This is a genomic window from Levilactobacillus senmaizukei DSM 21775 = NBRC 103853 (assembly GCF_001592085.1).
Lineage (GTDB): Bacteria > Bacillota > Bacilli > Lactobacillales > Lactobacillaceae > Levilactobacillus > Levilactobacillus senmaizukei.
Genome location: NZ_BCWD01000020.1, coordinates 25,194 through 40,820, shown reverse-complemented (window position 1 = coordinate 40,820; position 15,627 = coordinate 25,194). Strand labels below are relative to the sequence as shown.

Below are 15,627 nucleotides of genomic sequence, written 5' to 3'. Positions count from 1 at the left end.
CCGATTATTTCAGTAACTGACTGATGAGTTGTTCATAAATGGTGATGAAGCGGTGATACATGTCAAGATCCACGTATTCGTTGACTTGGTGGGCCGTAATGTTTCCCGGGCCGAAAATGATGACATCAATATTGGGATTGGCGGCCAGGAACGAAGAGGCATCGGTGCCACCAGGAACCCCGATGAGTGGTAGGACCTGCTCCAGGTTAGCCGAACCGATCGACTTAGCAGTTTGAACCAGTGGCGCGTCGGCTGCGGTGTGCATCGGACGTAGGTCGCTGTGGACTTCCAGAGAAAGTTCGGCGCCGTCGGCATTCAGGTCGGCAATGATCTTCTCGATAGCCGCTCGCATGTCGGCGTTTGATAGTTCGGGGATGGTTCGAATCTTGACGGCCATTTCAGCACTGGCCGGCACCGTGTTGATCTGTTCGCCACCGTTGATCAGTGTGACAACGGGCGTAATGGGTCCCAGAACCGGATTGCGGTAGTGTTTAATACTATCGAAGTAGGCTTCTTCCTTCTGGTAGAAGGCCATCAATGGGGTAATCGCGTTCCGGCCAATCTCTGGCATTGAACTATGGGCGGCCACGCCCTTGGAGTGAACCGTGTAGGTCAAAGATCCTTTATGAGCCAACTCGATGAAGTGTTGTTCCGTACTGTGGTTGGCAGCCAGGAGTTTTTCTGCCCCGGCGTTGTCAATTTGCAACATGGCTTGAATGGCGGGTTGCTTCAGTAATTGCTTATTAGCGCCGCTGGGTTCACCTACAATCAGGGTGTCTAGATCGTCGGCCAAGCCGGCCTCGGCTAGTTGTTTAGCGCCGTATTGGCCATATTCCTCGCCAACTGTGGCCATCAGACGGAGGGTGCCGTGAAGGGCCACGCCCTGTTCCTTCAAATGAATCATGGCCAGGACACCGGCCATGAGGCCGGACTTCATATCGGAAGTCCCGCGGCCAAACATGCGGTTATCATTGATTGCCGCAGAGAGGGCGGGAGCTTGCCATTTTGTTTCATCACCTAAGGCTACGATATCGGAATGGCCGTCGAAACCCACGACAGGACCGTTGCCGTCGCCAATTTCTGCAACAACGCTGATCCGATCGGGTGCATATTCAAAGGTCTTACTGGTAATGCCGTGTTTTTGTAAGAGGTCGACAAGGTAATTGGCCACCAGTTTTTCGTGGCCATTGACCGTGTTTAACTTGATGATATCATGCAACGCCTGTACAACTTCATCCATGTTGCTGTCACCTCAGTTAATATTTTTGGTCATTTAAATCAAAACTTTTCACTACTTAACCAACCTGATTACAGCACTTTTTATTCACCGACGCAAGAAGTTCGTGTGGTGAATTGCAGGACTAAAGGTCCTCGCCAATGACGTCAATGACTTTGTAGCTGGCCAATTCCTCCAGCCGTGCCAGAAACGTCGTGAGTTCGCTGCGGGTGGAGAATGCGCCTTCGATCAGGTAGCCACTTTCACCGGTGGTCCGGTAGTGGTGACGCAGGTCGTTACGGTAGTCTCTAATCAGGTGGTCATAGGCGGATCGCTTGTCGGCCTTTAAGGCGACCTGGATGAAGACTTGCCGGTCGAATCCCAGTTGTTCGAGATCGACTTCGATGGTGTATTTCTTGATGACCCCGTCGTCTTCCATCTTCTGAATGCGGGCAGCCACGGCCGGTGCGGTTAAATGGACGAGTTCTGCTAAGCGGTTAATTTTGATCCGACAGTTGCGGTTCAGGTGTTTGAGAATCTCTATATCAGTGGGATCAGTCACGGGTATCCCTTCTTTTCTAAATGTTTTGACGTTAAAGTCTTTATTTAAAATATTAACAGTTCTTGCGAAAAAAGGTACAGTGAATGGTATTGCCTTTTGCTGGCCGTAATTCATGAGGGCCTTTGATAGGAAATACCATTGAAGACAGTATAATTAATGGTTGAAAGCAATTCGGCTTGATTATGTTTGGGTTAAATTGGACTGCCTACGACAGCCAGACGCCGCCCGGTGAGGCAGACCTGAAGCCTGGGAAGCGGTCCTCAGGGCAACTTTAAGCTTCACTAAGACCGTGAGGTTTAAAGCTTGGCCAGTGGGCCTTAGTCGGGAAAGATCTCCGACTAAGGTCACATCCACGGGGCTCTGTCTGGCTGTCTCCGGCGTGAATTGTCGGAATTATTTAAATAGTTTAGCTATGAACTGGTTAATCCTGTGGTCGTTTGTAGCATTCAAATGGCGATTGCCAGGTCATAATAGCTGAGACTATTGGGAGCCATAATAAGTCGTCGAACTAAATATAGAGCATTGTTGACCAATAGATTGGGTCACAACCAGTGTTAGTCAGAGGCGGTTAGGACGGCGTTTCTAACCGCTATCGGCGGTAAAATTAGGAAAACAAAAGATACAAGAATAATTTGAAAATAACAAGTTGGAGGTTGTCATGATAGAATTCAAAAATGTCAGTAAGCGGTATACCACTAATCAGGCCATCGATGACCTCAATTTGACGATCCCAACCGGGGACTTTTTTGTGTTGGTTGGGCCTAGTGGGAGTGGTAAGACAACCACATTAAAGATGCTTAATCGACTGATTGAGCCCACCGATGGCAATATTTATTTCAATGATAAGCGGATTATTGATTATGATTTAAAGCAATTGCGGCTTCAAATGGGCTATGTTCTTCAAAACATTGCCCTATTCCCTAACTTGACGATTCAAGAAAATATTGCCATTCAGGCGGAATCTTTGGGCTGGCCGCGTAAGGAACGAATTGAGCGGGCGCGAGCCTTGTTGAAGCAGGTCGATTTGGACCCCGATAAATATGCCACGCGAATGCCTAGCGAACTTTCAGGTGGGGAACAACAACGGGTCGGGATTATTCGGGCCCTGGCTATCAAACCCAAGGTTGTTCTGATGGATGAACCTTTTAGTGCTTTGGACCCAATTTCACGAAAACAACTCCAAGACCTGGTCTTGCGGCTCCATCAGGAACTGTCGATGACCTTCGTTTTTGTGACCCACGATATGCACGAAGCCTTACGATTGGGGCAGCATATTGCGGTGATGCGCCTCGGCCATATTCAACAGGTGGGGACCAGTCAAGATATTATGGAACATCCTGCCAACGACTTTGTTCGAGGGTTCTTTGAAACGGAACAGGCGATTCAACCGGAAACCATTCAACGATTGTTAGACCAAGGCTACGGAACGGCCACAACAGCCACTCCCAGCCTGCCGGGAACATCAACGATTAATGAACTGGCCGCAGTGTTAAGGACGCCGACAGCGGCCGTAGTGGCGACTGAGAGCGGTTCTCGTGAGCTATCCACTACGGACCTGCTGGATTACTTGGCAACGAAGGAGGTGGACTAGCTTGCAAGATATTTTGCATGTTCTGAAGACGCAGGGGAGCGACATTATCCATTCGATTGGGCAACATATTGGGTTATCCTTAATCTCCTTGTTAATTGCGGCATTGATTGCCATTCCATTAGCTATCGTGTTGATGAATCACCAGCGATCCGCCAAGATTATGCTCCAGATTACGAGTATTCTCCAAACCATTCCGAGCCTGGCTCTGTTAGGGATTTTGATCCCGATCGTTGGGATTGGGACAGTGCCATCGATTATCGCGCTGGTAATTTATGCGGTCATGCCGATCTTTCAAAATACCTATGCCGGTTTGACCACCATCGATCCCAACTTGGAAGAGGCGGCGACGGCTTTTGGACTATCCCGACGGATGAAACTATTTCGAATCGAGTTGCCTCTGGCCCTGCCAATGATTATTTCTGGTATTCGGATCGCCATGGTCCTGATTATCGGAACGGCAACCCTGGCGGCACTAATTGGTGCCGGTGGTTTGGGGACCTATATTCTGTTAGGAATTGAAACCAATAACAATGCTTTACTGATTATTGGGGCGGTCTTGTCCGCCATCTTGGCGCTGGTCTTTGGGGCCGGTATCGACTGGCTGGGTCGGTTGTCTTTCAAGAAAGCGGGGATTGTTTTGGCCACGTTGGTGGTCTTGATCGGCGGCTTTGCCGGCTACCGTAAGATTGCTAGCCCGGAAACCACGATCACGGTTGCCGGAAAGATGGGCAGTGAACCCGAACTTTTAATTAATATGTATAAGGACCTAATCGAGCACGATCATCCACGGATGAAGGTTGCCACGAAGGCGAACTTTGGGGGAACCTCATTTCTATTCAAGGCACTGAAATCGGGCTCAGTTGACATTTATCCCGAGTTTACCGGGACGGTGTTAGAGTCACTGGTTAAGGGAGAAAAGTCCGCTAGTCATGATCCAGCTAAGACCTATCAGGTTGCCAAGTCGGCCTTGAAGTCACAATATCAGATGGCCTATCTGAAACCCATGGCCTACCAAAATGGGTATGACTTGGCGGTGTCGAAGTCCTTCGCGGCTAAGTATCACTTGAGGACCGTTTCCGATCTGGTGGCGGTTGAAGGCAAGATCCATGCGGGTTTTGATCCCGATTTCTATCAACTGAAGGACGGCTATCCGGGTCTGAGCAAGACCTACAACTTGAAGTTTGCCAGCGTCAAGACGATGGAACCTTCGATTAGATACAAGGCGATTGCCAATGGCAAGGTTAACCTAGTCGATGGCTACACGACCGATCCCGAGGTTCAGGAATATCATTTGGTCACTTTGAAAGATGATAAGAATTTCTTCCCACCGTATCAAGGGGCACCATTGATGACGGAAAAACTCCTGACGGCCCATCCGGAACTTCGGCCCACGTTGAATAAATTAGCCGGCAAGGTTACGACAACCGATATGCAGAAGATGAATTATCGCGTCACGGTTAAGCACGAGAAGGCGGCGACGGTTGCTCGCGAATATCTGAAGAATCATGGACTATTAGATTAAATGGGAGTGAGTATGATGAAAGCCATTGTGGTGCGTCATCCAGGAGGACCAGCGGTTCTTGAATGCACGGAAGTGCCTCGTCCGACCGTTAAATCGGGGTGGTCATTGATCGAAGTGAAGGGTCGCGGCGTCAATCATTCGGAAATATTTACGCGGGAGGGGGAGTCCCCTAGCGTTAAGTTTCCGCGAATCTTAGGGATTGAGGCCGTTGGTGTCATCGCTGAGACGACGAATGTCGAGCGCTTACCGGTTGGTCAGAAAGTGGTGACTTTCATGGGCGAAATGGGCCGGGCCTATGACGGCGGGTACGCCGAGTACGCTTTAATTCCCAACGCTCAACTTTTTCCGGTAACGACCACCTTATCTTGGCCGGACCTGGCGGCGGTCCCCGAAACGTATTATACGGCCTACGGGGCGCTGGAAGGCCTACAACTTCATGACGGCGATACGATGCTGGTTCGCGGTGGTACGAGTGGTGTCGGAGTCGCGGCAGCTAAGCTGGCCCATGCCATGGCAGCGGTGACGGTTACCGGTAGTACGCGATCCTTGGCGAAGCGCGACCAATTATTGGCAGCCGGGTTCGATCGAGTCATTCTCGACCAAGACGGCCAGTTACCGACGGACCAATGCTACGATAAGATTCTTGAATTAATCGGTGCCGCAACGGTTCCCGAATCGCTGCAACATTTAAATCCAGCAGGGATTGTGAGTGCCACCGGTGAGTTGGGTGGCCAGTGGGGACTGCAGGATTTCGAACCCGTTGAAAAGATTCCTAGCAATACCTATCTGACGGCCTTTCAATCGGGAAATATTGATGAGCACCGGATTCGGGCACTATTTCAGTTGATCGCCGATCACGACATCGACGTCAGCCCGGTGAAGACCTTTGCGCTGAAGGACATGCAAGCGGCCCACGAGTATTTAGCTAGCCATCAGAGTTTTGGCAAGGTGGTCGTTCTTTCCTAAACTAGCGCTTGACAATTATGAGATATAAGCATAGTGTTATCACTAATTTCTAACCAATCTGTCATAAATCAGCTAGGAGAAGAGTAATGACAACGCCATTGTCCAGTGAGCCCAGTCAAGTGAAAACGGGTCGGTGGTTAGTCATGAAGATGAGCTCCCAGTAGCTATCAAGTGGTTGACGCTACTTGGTCGGTAGGAACCGTTAGCTTTCCGGGTATCAATAGGTACCGTTGAGGCAAAGCCTGTGAGGACTTTGTGAATTAGGGTGGTAAAACGACGCGTTCGTCCCTTGAACTAAGTAAATTAGTTCAAGGGATGGGCGCGTTTTTTTCCGGTTGACGATGGATTGATGGGAAGGTGGGTTAGGTGCCGGTGATCGCTGCTTCGCTGGACTGACAACGGTCAGATCGAGGGTGGCAATGGTCCGACGCTCTGAGTCGTTTGGCGGTGCACGCTAATCGACTGAGAAGAGTTGGCGCATTCCGGCTATGCGGTGAGGATCGCTGCCAGTCGAACGTGGGCAGGGATCGTCGGTTCATCCCAATTGGTGGTCTAAGTTCATGTGATGATATAGGAGGAATGATTAATGACGACAACAACTAAGACTCAGTACCCTTACCGTTATGATGTTGTGGGTAGCTTATTACGACCGGCAGCCTTGAAGGTGGCTCGGACCCAATTTACCCAGGGGAAGCTCACCGCCGAACAGCTTCAGGCCGTTCAGTACCGTGAGACTCAGCGAGTAGTTAACGAACAGGTTCAGATTGGTCTGCGCGACGTCACCGATGGCGAGTTTAATCGGAGCTGGTGGCACCTCGACTTCCTTTGGGGACTGACCGGGGTTGGCCACTATGATTATCAGCAGAGCTATAAATTTCATGGGAGTCAAACGCGAACGGACAATGCCGATCTAGTGGGTAAGATCGCCTGTAATCCGGATCATCCGTTCTTCAAGAGCTTCCAGTACTTGCAAGCCCTGGTGCCAGATGATGTCCTGGTCAAGCAGACGATTCCGTCACCGACGATGCTTTTTCGCGACAATCGGAGCGATAACTGGCCCGACTTCTACCCAACCTGGGATGCCTACCTAGATGACCTGGCTGTGGCCTATCATGACACGATTCAACATTTCTATGACCTCGGATGTCGTTACCTCCAACTGGATGATACGACCTGGGCCTTCCTGATTAGCCAATTGAATGCCACGAAGGATGACGTGGTCGCTCACCAAAAGTTTGTCGATTTGGCGACGGATGCCGTGCGGGTGATCAACCAATTACTGACCGGATTGCCGGCTGATTTAACCGTCACCACCCACATTTGTCGGGGAAACTTCAAGTCGACCTATCTCTTCTCCGGGGGGTATGACGATATTGCTGATTACTTGGGTCAATTGCACTACGACGGCTTATTTCTAGAGTATGATAGTGACCGTTCTGGCGACTTCAGTCCGCTGAAACGGATTTGGAACGGCGATACCAACAAGCGCCTAATTTTAGGCTTGATCACGTCTAAATTCCCCGAACTAGAGGACGTGGCCGATGTGGAGGCCCGGATTCGGGATGCTGCCAAACAGGTTCCGCTAGCTAACCTAGGCTTGTCAACGCAATGTGGTTTCGCCTCAACCGAAGAAGGCAACCAATTAACTGAGGAACAACAATGGGCCAAGCTGAGACTTGTTAAGCAGATCGCCGACGATGTTTGGTCAGACTAAGCCGAAGGGAGTGGCGCACACCTTTCGAGCACATGAAATGGCCTAACAAAAGCAGCTAATCTTTTCCCCAGGTTCTTTTATAGTTGCTAGATTTACGACAACTTTACACAGACTAAATGACTTCGATACGGGAGACGGGTAGACTGGAAGTAATCTTAGGCGTGTGGCAGAATGACTTGTCCACATGTCAGTTAGGCAGGAGCGGGAATCATGACAGGAAAGACGTTAGTGTTTGGACATCGAGGTTATCCAGAAAAGTTTCCAGAGAATTCAATGGCGGGGTTTACCTATGCCGTTGAACACGGGATCGAGGGCATCGAGTTTGATGTCCATTTGACAAAGGATTTGGTTCCCATCATCATGCATGATGAACGAATCAACCGAACAACGGATGGTCGTGGCCGTATTATGGACTACACGTTAGCAGAGTTACGACAATTTCACTTGGCTAATCAGGCGTCGGTGCCAACATTAGCGGAGTTTCTGCAGCTCGTTAGCCATCGCGATGTCCAACTTAATCTGGAATTGAAGACGGATAAACTCCAGTATCCTGGCATCGAGAAGATTGTTCTAGCCATGGTTCATGCCACGCCGTTGGAACACCCCGTCATCTTTTCGTCGTTTCATCTACCTACCCTCAAACGTTGCCAAGCACTAGCGCCTGATGAGAGCTATTGTTGGCTAACGGATAAGCCCGTGGTGAATGCGGCCGCATTGGTCGAGAATGAGCATCTCGCGGGGTTACATCTGAGCCAGTATCAAGACGATGTGCCGGTTGCCGAACGGATTTGGACGGTTGACGATCCACAGCTGGCACAACAGTTGTTTGAAAAGCATATCGCCGGGATCTTTACCGATGATTTCGTCACCATGACGGCATTGCGGGATCGAGTGTTGAAGGCATAAAAAGAAGCCGTTGCGGTAGCCGCAACGGCTTTTAAAATGAGTTATTTAGTCACCGAGTCGATGAATAAATTCAGCGCCCAATTGGTGGGCGTCAAATTCGTAAGGGGCCAGTGCGGTGGCTGGATCGATGAATTGGCCGGCCTCATCCAGGTCAGGCTTTTTCAAGTCAATCCGCAGGTTATTGGTCATGATTGGCATTTTTAAACCTCGAACGACGAGTTGCATGCCAAGTGCCGCTTGAAAGCCACCATGACCGCCGTAAGAAACCAGGCTAACGGGTTTACCACGCCATTCGGCATACAGGGTATCGAGGGCATTCTTTAAAGGCGCGGGGTAGCCCCAGTTATATTGGGGGAACAATAGGATGAAACCATCATATCCTTGGATTAAGGTGCTCCAGGCCTTGGTGTGGTCCAGTTGATAGTTGCCGTCAGAGGGCATGGCTTCCTCGTCTAGAAATGGCAGGTTAACGGTCTTTAGGTCGATGAGATCGATAGTTAGTCCGGGCTGCGCCACATGCGCTTGCAACCAGCTAGCGATGCTGGGACTGATGCGGCTGGGGCGGGTGGACCCAATGATTAAGCCAATTTTCTTTGTCATAAGAGTGCTCCTTTTTAAATTTATTTATTCGTGCAACATGCACACATTATAGCCGGGATCTGGTATAATAACAACTATGGATAATGAAATCTTTGAAGCTTTATTTGAAATTGTGACGTTTTTCAATCAGCCCCAACAGGACCGTGACTTGTTGAAGCGTGCGGAAATCTCTCTCGAACCCGCCGCCTTACCCATTATTGTTCGGGTGGGTCGGCAACCGGAGATCAGCATCGGTGAGCTGGCCAATCAGATTGGTCGGAATCATTCGTCCGTCAGTCGTCAAGTTGATAAGCTGGTCAAAGCAGGCTGGCTCACGGAGGTAGAGCGGCGTGATCAGCGAATTCGACGAGTGACGTTAAGTCCACAGGGACAGCGCGCCTTATTACAAGTGAAAGTCGCCAGGGAGGCCGCTTTCCGACAACGATTAGCGGGTTACTCTGATGTGGACCGTTCGGAATTGGCGCATGTTTTACAGCGATTGGCGGCAACTTTAAATGAACAGGATTAATTAAAGCAGGGTTGAGGAGTTTCCTCGGCCCTGCTTTTTTGGTGTGTTCAGCAACAAAAAAATTAACCCGATTGAATCGAACTGGGATTTAGTCTGATTCAATCGGGTTAATTTATATATTTTGAGGACAGGCCAAGTTAAGGCATTTTCCGGGTACCCTAACGGCGGTCATCAAAAAAGCTTTAGTTTGTCGTCTGTTTGTTAAGCAATTGTTTTACGACACCTTTACTATAACAAAGAAATCAAGACCGATGGGCGATTCTGACGATTTGTAATATTACAAATTGACTGGGTCGGCGGATTCGTTAGTTGGTGATTCAGGCCGATGATTACTTTGGAAAAGAGGTGCAGCGTTAACGGAAAGTTTGGTAGGCTTACTATTTCGAAATTTAACGACTAGCTTAACCATTGAAAAAAGTTCTTAAACTAACTCATGAAAAAGTTTTCAACTGAAAACAGATTTGCATTGGCTTTGTTTCAACAATTGGTATAGTTTTTTCACGCGGAGGAAACTGCTTGGCTACTTAAAGTTATATATAATGGATGAATGGCAAATATCTAATTGGATAAAAATTTTATCGTTTAGGTTTTACGGTTTACCTGGCGGTGTAATAGCAAAACATAAATTATAAATATTCTAATTGCGAACTTTAACCGAAATACTTGTTGTAAAAGTTCTTTTTCCTGCTAGAATTGTAATTGTTCGTGAGAGTACAATACATATACCTGAGGAGTGAACTTGATGCATTTACGAGGCAAGTGGAAGTTGCTTTTTACCGTAACAGCGTTATTGGTATTGCCGGCCTTACTGGTTGGCTGTGGGAAGAAAGATAGTAGTAAAGCGAAGGGCTATACCCCTAAGAAACTAACTGTCGAATTTGTTCCGTCATCTAATGCAGGCACGATTGAAGCAAAAGCTAAGCCACTTGAAGGCTTACTGAAGAAAGAATTAGGAATTCCAGTTAAGGTGAGCGTTTCAACCGACTACAACACGATTGTTGAAGCAATGGGTTCGAAGAAAGTTGATGTGGGTTATTTACCACCTGACGCTTACGTCTTAGCCCACAAGCAATATGGCGATAAGGTTCTGTTGCAGGCCCAACGATTCGGTATCAAGGAACCTAATGATGAGAACACCAAGAAGTTGGTTGATTACTACCGGGCACAAATCTTAGTTCGGGCCGACAGTGGAATTAAATCCATTAAGGACTTGAAGGGTAAGAAGATTGCTGTTCAAGACACGACTTCAACTGCCGGATGGGTTTACCCCGCCGTTGAAATGTTGGACCACGGGGTCAACATCAACAAGAACGGGATTAAGACCGTTCAAGTGAAGGGGCATGACCAAGGGGTTCTGTCCGTTTACAACAAGAACACGGATGCTGCCTTCGTCTTCCAAGGTGCCCGTAAGCTGGTTATGAACGACCAAAAGGACATCATGAAGAAGGTTGTCCCAATCTACACGACCGCTAAGATTCCTAACGATACGATTACCGTACGGGGAGACATGAGTGCTAAGTGGCAAAAGAAGATTGCTTCAGCATTCAAGGATATTGCGAAGACCAAGAAGGGTCATGACATTATCTCTAGCGTTTACTCACATGAAGGTTACACGGACTCCAAGGATAGTAACTTTGATATTATCCGGAAGTACGACAAGGAAGCAGCAAAGCTCGATAAATAATTAGAAAAAACGGACGATATCTGAAAGTAGCGGGGCAAGCTTGGATGAGCACCTGGCTACTTTTTTACGGGGGGCCTACGAAATGGAACAAGCACCAATTATTAGTTTTAAACATGTTAGCAAAGTCTACAGTAACGGGACGGTTGGTCTGAAGGATATCGACTTTAGTATTCCCAAAGGGCAATTCTTAGTGGTGGTTGGTTTGTCTGGCTCCGGTAAGAGTACCTTGATGCGAACCATTAATCGGATGCATGAGGTCACTGAAGGTGAAGTTTACGTGGAAAATGAGGCGGTTAGCGCCTACAAGGGTCGTTCACTCCGGACCTTGCGGCGGCGCATCGGCATGATTTTTCAAAATTTTAACCTGATCAACCGTTCCAGTGTTGAAAAGAATGTGTTATCCGGTCGGGTCAGTTACTATCCAACCTGGAAAAGTGTGATGGGTTTGTTTAGTGCGGAGGATAAGCAAAAAGCAGTCGCCTCATTGAATCGGGTTAATATGTCCGAAAAGATTTATGCCCGGGCCGATGAATTGTCCGGTGGACAGCAACAACGGGTAGCCATTGCGCGGACGCTGATGCAAGACCCCAAGATTATCTTAGCCGATGAACCCATCGCGTCCTTGGATCCACTGACGACCAAAACGGTTATGGATATTCTGAAGCGACTGAATCAAGAAGATGGGCTCACGGTCATTGTGAACTTACACTCGGTGGAATTAGCCCGTGAATATGCCGACCGTATCGTTGGTCTGCGTGCTGGTGAGCTGGTTTATGACGAACCAATTAGCGCCGTGACCGAGGCTGATCTGAACAAGATCTACCAGGCAATTTAAGGGGGGCCAACGATGACAAATGCTAATCTACCCCGTCGCTCGTGGGTGCAACGTTGGCATGTTAAAGGGATCGGTTGGACGGCGCTGATGGTGCTGTTGCTCATCGGTTCCTCGAAGATGACCGATGTGAATGTTGGAATGTTTTTCAGCAACTTGGACCAATTTGCCGACCTGATTGTTCGGATGTCTAATCCTGCTTGGGATTACTTGAGTGTGATTATTCAACCGTTAATTGAAACGATTCAGATGGCAATCCTTGGGACGACAATTGGGACGGTCTTTGCTATTCCATTCGCCCTGCTGGCCGCCGGGAACTTAGTGCACAATAAATTCTTACGCGGGTTTGACCGCTTGGTCTTAGACCTTGTCCGCACGTTGCCTGATCTGCTACTAGCTGCCATCTTTGTGGCGATCTTCGGGATTGGGTCGACGGCCGGGGTCATTACCTTAGCTATCTTCTCGTTTGGGATGATTTCGAAATTATTTTATGAAGTGATCGAAACGATTGATATGGGACCGCTGGAAGCCATGGAATCCGTGGGTGCCAGTAAAATTACCATTATTTGGTATGCCGTCCTACCGCAAATCATGAATCAATTCGTGAGTTATTTTCTCTACACGTTGGAAATTAACGTGCGAGCTTCAACCGTCTTAGGGTACCTGGGTGCCGGTGGTATCGGGGTTTACCTGCAACGGTCACTGAACGAGTTCAATTACGGGGCGACCGCCGTCATTATCCTGGCAACCATCGTGGTGGTCTTGATCATTGATGGTATCAGTAATCACTTAAGGAGGGTGCTACTCTAATATGCAAGCAATGATGTCGAATAATAAACCCCATCTTTCCCTCTGGCGGCGGTGGAACTGGCTGGTATGGTTAATCATCGTCGCGGTCGTCTATGTTTGGGCAATCGGAGGTCTTCAATTCACCGGGCTTCAAGAGTCTGCCGGTTCCGTCTCCAAGTCCATCGTTCACGGCCTAGTGAACCCGGACTGGAAGTATGTCTATAACGGTAGTGGTGAAGACCTGGTCTCCTTAATCTTACAAACGTTAGCGATTGCGTTTTTGGGGACGATTATTTCCTCACTGATCAGTGTCCCCTTTGCCTTTTGGGCCGCCCGGAGTGAGAAGGAACACTACCGTCTGCGTTCTGGGAGTGGGAAGGTTGTCTTAACCTTGATCCGGACATTCCCAGAAATTGTGTTGGCTATCATGTTTATCAAAGCCGTTGGACCTGGTTCTTACGCCGGGGTCCTGGCCGTCAGCATTCACTCGATTGGGATGCTGGGCAAATTATTTAGTGAAGCCATTGAAAACATGGACCGGGGCGCTGAAGAAGCTATTGTCAGTGCCGGTGGGAATAGTCCACAGGTCTTTATGATGGCCACGCTGCCAACGATTATGCCGGAATTTATTTCTTACACGTTGTATCGGTTTGAAATTGCCGTTCGTTCTGCCTCGATCTTAGGGATGGTGGGTGCCGGTGGTATCGGTACTCCCATGATCTTTGCTATCCAAACGCGGAACTGGCCACGAGTGGGAATTATCCTTCTGGGAATTGTGGTCATGGTGCTCCTGATTGATTCTTTGTCAGAACAATTACGAAAGAGGCTCATTTAATGATGCGGGTTAAAATTCTATCGACCAGCGACGTTCATGGTCACGTTTATCCCACGAGTTATAGTAGTCGGGATGACTCTCAACCGTATGGGATGTTGAAGGCGGCCACGATTATTCGCCAGATTCAGCAGCATGCCGGCCCGGATGACGTGGTCATTGCGATTGAGAACGGCGATTGGATTCAAGGAGCCCCGTTTGCTGGTTACTTGGCTAAACAAGCTCCTGACGACCAACCACTCTTTTCCAAATTAACCTCAATTATTAATTATGATGCTGGGGTTCTAGGTAACCATGAATTTAATTATGGACTCGACTACATTCGCAATTGTGAATGCCAGCGAACCTATCCGATTTTAGGGGCCAATATCGGCGGAGCCGAGGACCAAAAGATCGTTGATGCCCCATATCGAATCGTGAAAAAAAAGGGCCTGAAGATCGCCATTCTGGGTCTGACTACCGCCTACGTCCCAACCTGGGAAAAGGCCGAACACATTGCCGGCCTGACATTTGAATCCGCTGTTGCTACGGCGAAGCGCTGGGTGCCTAAACTTAAGGCCCAGGCCGATCTGGTTGTTGTGGCGTATCATGGCGGTTTCGAAGCTGATCTGGAAACGGGTAAGCCCACCGAACGTTTGACTGGTGAGAATGAAGGCTACCAATTAATGACTGCCGTGCCGGGAATTGATGCTCTAGTGACAGGCCACCAACATCGCCAATTGGCGGGGGTCTATCACGGGGTGGCAACCACTCAACCCGGTGAGAAGGGCGTTGTGGTTGGCCAGATTGAGTTACGATTAGATACGAATCGGCAGGTGGTTGAGCGGCAGGCTAAGTTATTGCCGGTGGTCGATGCCGCGCCCGATCCCGAGCTTCAAGCATTGACGGACCCAATCCAGGAACGGGTTCAAACCTGGCTCGACCAGCCAACTGGCCACATCTCTGGGGCAAGTTTGACTGTGACCGACCATATGGCTGCCCGGTTAACCGGGCACCCGTATCTTCAGTTCATTAATCAGGTTGAAATGGCGGCCTGTGATACCGACGTTGCGGCAACGGCGTTGTTTAACGATGGGGTACGGGGCTTTGCCCATGACGTGACGCTTCGTCAGGTCTTGAATAGTTATCCGTATCCCAATACGCTGGTCGTTGAGCGACTAACGGGTCAGGATGTTCGTGAGGCGTTAGAACGGTGTGCTAGCTTCTTTGAGTTGGCCGCTGATGGAACCGTTCAAATTTCCGCAGCGTTCACTTACCCCAAGGTCGAGCTCTATAACTACGATATTTATAGTGGAATTGACTATACATTCGACCTTCACCAGCCGGTGGGCCAACGAGTGACTGAGTTGCGCTATCATGGGGAAGCCTTGTTAGCCGATCAGCCAATCGATGTGGCGATGAATCAGTACCGAGGCAATGGTGGGGGCGAGTACCCCATGTTTACCACGGAAAAGGTGATTCGCGAGGTCAATCGTGACATGGCCGAACTGATTCAAGACTACTTTGAAGGCCATCCGGACGTTCAAGGAACGCCGCAGACCAACTTTAAGGTTGAGTATTAACCTAAGCTAAACATTAACGCGAAAGCGGTCCTCACCAGCGTGGTTGACATGAGAGCAACCACGGTGGTGAGGACCGCTTTTAATTTGGTTAAAGGGTGCCGATGAGATTGTCGGCCCTTGGTTTGAGGACTATGAGACCTGCCTGGGCTCGTTCGATTGACAGAAGCATCCCAATCATTGGGTAAAACTGACTGGTCACAATCTGTTGATCAGTGGTGGTCGCTACTCGTTTACGGGGAATCTTTGGAAATCCAAGACGTTTGTTTGATTTCACCTGTTTTTGGTTCACCCCATAATTAAAAATTTCTTCAATTAAGTCGCTAATAGATGCAATTTGAGGGGG

At 48.9% G+C, this 15,627-nt stretch carries 14 protein-coding genes; 11 read left to right on the top strand and 3 right to left on the bottom strand.

Annotation, left to right across the window (positions count from 1 at the left end; translation table 11 throughout):
- Positions 1-4: 4 nt before the first annotated feature.
- Both LSE01S_RS08065 and LSE01S_RS08060 read right to left on the bottom strand, forming a co-directional pair.
- Positions 5-1,240 carry an ArgE/DapE family deacylase gene (locus LSE01S_RS08065; RefSeq protein ID WP_061777126.1) on the bottom strand — a complete coding sequence of 412 codons (1,236 nt, stop codon included), beginning with the start codon at positions 1,238-1,240 and terminating at the stop codon, positions 5-7.
- 121 nt (positions 1,241-1,361) lie between these two features.
- The gene (locus tag LSE01S_RS08060) at positions 1,362-1,778 is read right to left on the bottom strand and encodes an Lrp/AsnC family transcriptional regulator (RefSeq protein ID WP_061777125.1); all 417 of its coding nucleotides are present in this window, start codon (positions 1,776-1,778) and stop codon (positions 1,362-1,364) included.
- A 658-nt stretch (positions 1,779-2,436) separates the two neighbouring features.
- On the opposite strand from LSE01S_RS08060, the gene LSE01S_RS08055 reads away from it, so the two are divergent.
- From LSE01S_RS08055 to LSE01S_RS08035, 5 genes are all read left to right on the top strand, one after another.
- Positions 2,437-3,369, top strand: coding sequence for an ABC transporter ATP-binding protein (locus tag LSE01S_RS08055; protein WP_061777124.1), 933 nt, complete (start codon positions 2,437-2,439; stop codon positions 3,367-3,369).
- A gap of 1 nt (position 3,370) precedes the next feature.
- On the top strand, positions 3,371-4,891 hold the full coding sequence (locus LSE01S_RS08050; protein ID WP_061777123.1) for an ABC transporter permease/substrate-binding protein: 1,521 nt from the start codon (positions 3,371-3,373) through the stop codon (positions 4,889-4,891).
- Positions 4,892-4,906: 15 nt separating this feature from the next.
- Entirely contained in the window at positions 4,907-5,857 is a 951-nt protein-coding gene (locus LSE01S_RS08045; protein ID WP_061777122.1) for a zinc-binding dehydrogenase, read from the top strand.
- Between the two features lie 586 nt (positions 5,858-6,443).
- Positions 6,444-7,571 (top strand): vitamin B12 independent methionine synthase, encoded by a 1,128-nt coding sequence (locus LSE01S_RS08040; RefSeq protein ID WP_061777121.1) that lies wholly within the window; start codon positions 6,444-6,446, stop codon positions 7,569-7,571.
- 210 nt (positions 7,572-7,781) lie between these two features.
- A complete protein-coding gene (locus LSE01S_RS08035) occupies positions 7,782-8,477 on the top strand; it encodes a glycerophosphodiester phosphodiesterase family protein (RefSeq protein WP_061777120.1) in 696 nt (231 codons plus the stop codon).
- 45 nt (positions 8,478-8,522) lie between these two features.
- On the opposite strand, the gene LSE01S_RS08030 is transcribed toward LSE01S_RS08035, so the two are convergent.
- Positions 8,523-9,077, bottom strand: coding sequence for an NADPH-dependent FMN reductase (locus LSE01S_RS08030; protein ID WP_061777119.1), 555 nt, complete (start codon positions 9,075-9,077; stop codon positions 8,523-8,525).
- Positions 9,078-9,153: 76 nt separating this feature from the next.
- Here LSE01S_RS08030 and LSE01S_RS08025 point away from each other — a divergent pair, with 76 nt between their 5' ends.
- The 6 genes from LSE01S_RS08025 (at position 9,154) to LSE01S_RS08000 (ending at position 15,284) form a co-directional block, all read left to right on the top strand.
- Positions 9,154-9,585 (top strand): MarR family winged helix-turn-helix transcriptional regulator, encoded by a 432-nt coding sequence (locus tag LSE01S_RS08025; protein ID WP_061777118.1) that lies wholly within the window; start codon positions 9,154-9,156, stop codon positions 9,583-9,585.
- A gap of 742 nt (positions 9,586-10,327) precedes the next feature.
- Positions 10,328-11,269, top strand: a complete 942-nt coding sequence (locus tag LSE01S_RS08020) for a phosphate/phosphite/phosphonate ABC transporter substrate-binding protein (protein WP_061777117.1) — start codon at positions 10,328-10,330, stop codon at positions 11,267-11,269.
- An 82-nt stretch (positions 11,270-11,351) separates the two neighbouring features.
- Positions 11,352-12,104 (top strand): phosphonate ABC transporter ATP-binding protein, encoded by a 753-nt coding sequence (gene phnC / locus LSE01S_RS08015; protein ID WP_061777116.1) that lies wholly within the window; start codon positions 11,352-11,354, stop codon positions 12,102-12,104.
- A 12-nt stretch (positions 12,105-12,116) separates the two neighbouring features.
- Entirely contained in the window at positions 12,117-12,911 is a 795-nt protein-coding gene (gene phnE / locus LSE01S_RS08010; RefSeq protein ID WP_061777115.1) for a phosphonate ABC transporter, permease protein PhnE, read from the top strand.
- A 1-nt stretch (position 12,912) separates the two neighbouring features.
- The gene (gene phnE, locus LSE01S_RS08005; protein WP_420843299.1) at positions 12,913-13,725 is read left to right on the top strand and encodes a phosphonate ABC transporter, permease protein PhnE; all 813 of its coding nucleotides are present in this window, start codon (positions 12,913-12,915) and stop codon (positions 13,723-13,725) included.
- 2 nt (positions 13,726-13,727) lie between these two features.
- The gene (locus LSE01S_RS08000) at positions 13,728-15,284 is read left to right on the top strand and encodes a bifunctional metallophosphatase/5'-nucleotidase (protein ID WP_061777129.1); all 1,557 of its coding nucleotides are present in this window, start codon (positions 13,728-13,730) and stop codon (positions 15,282-15,284) included.
- The last annotated feature ends 343 nt before the right edge of the window (positions 15,285-15,627 follow it).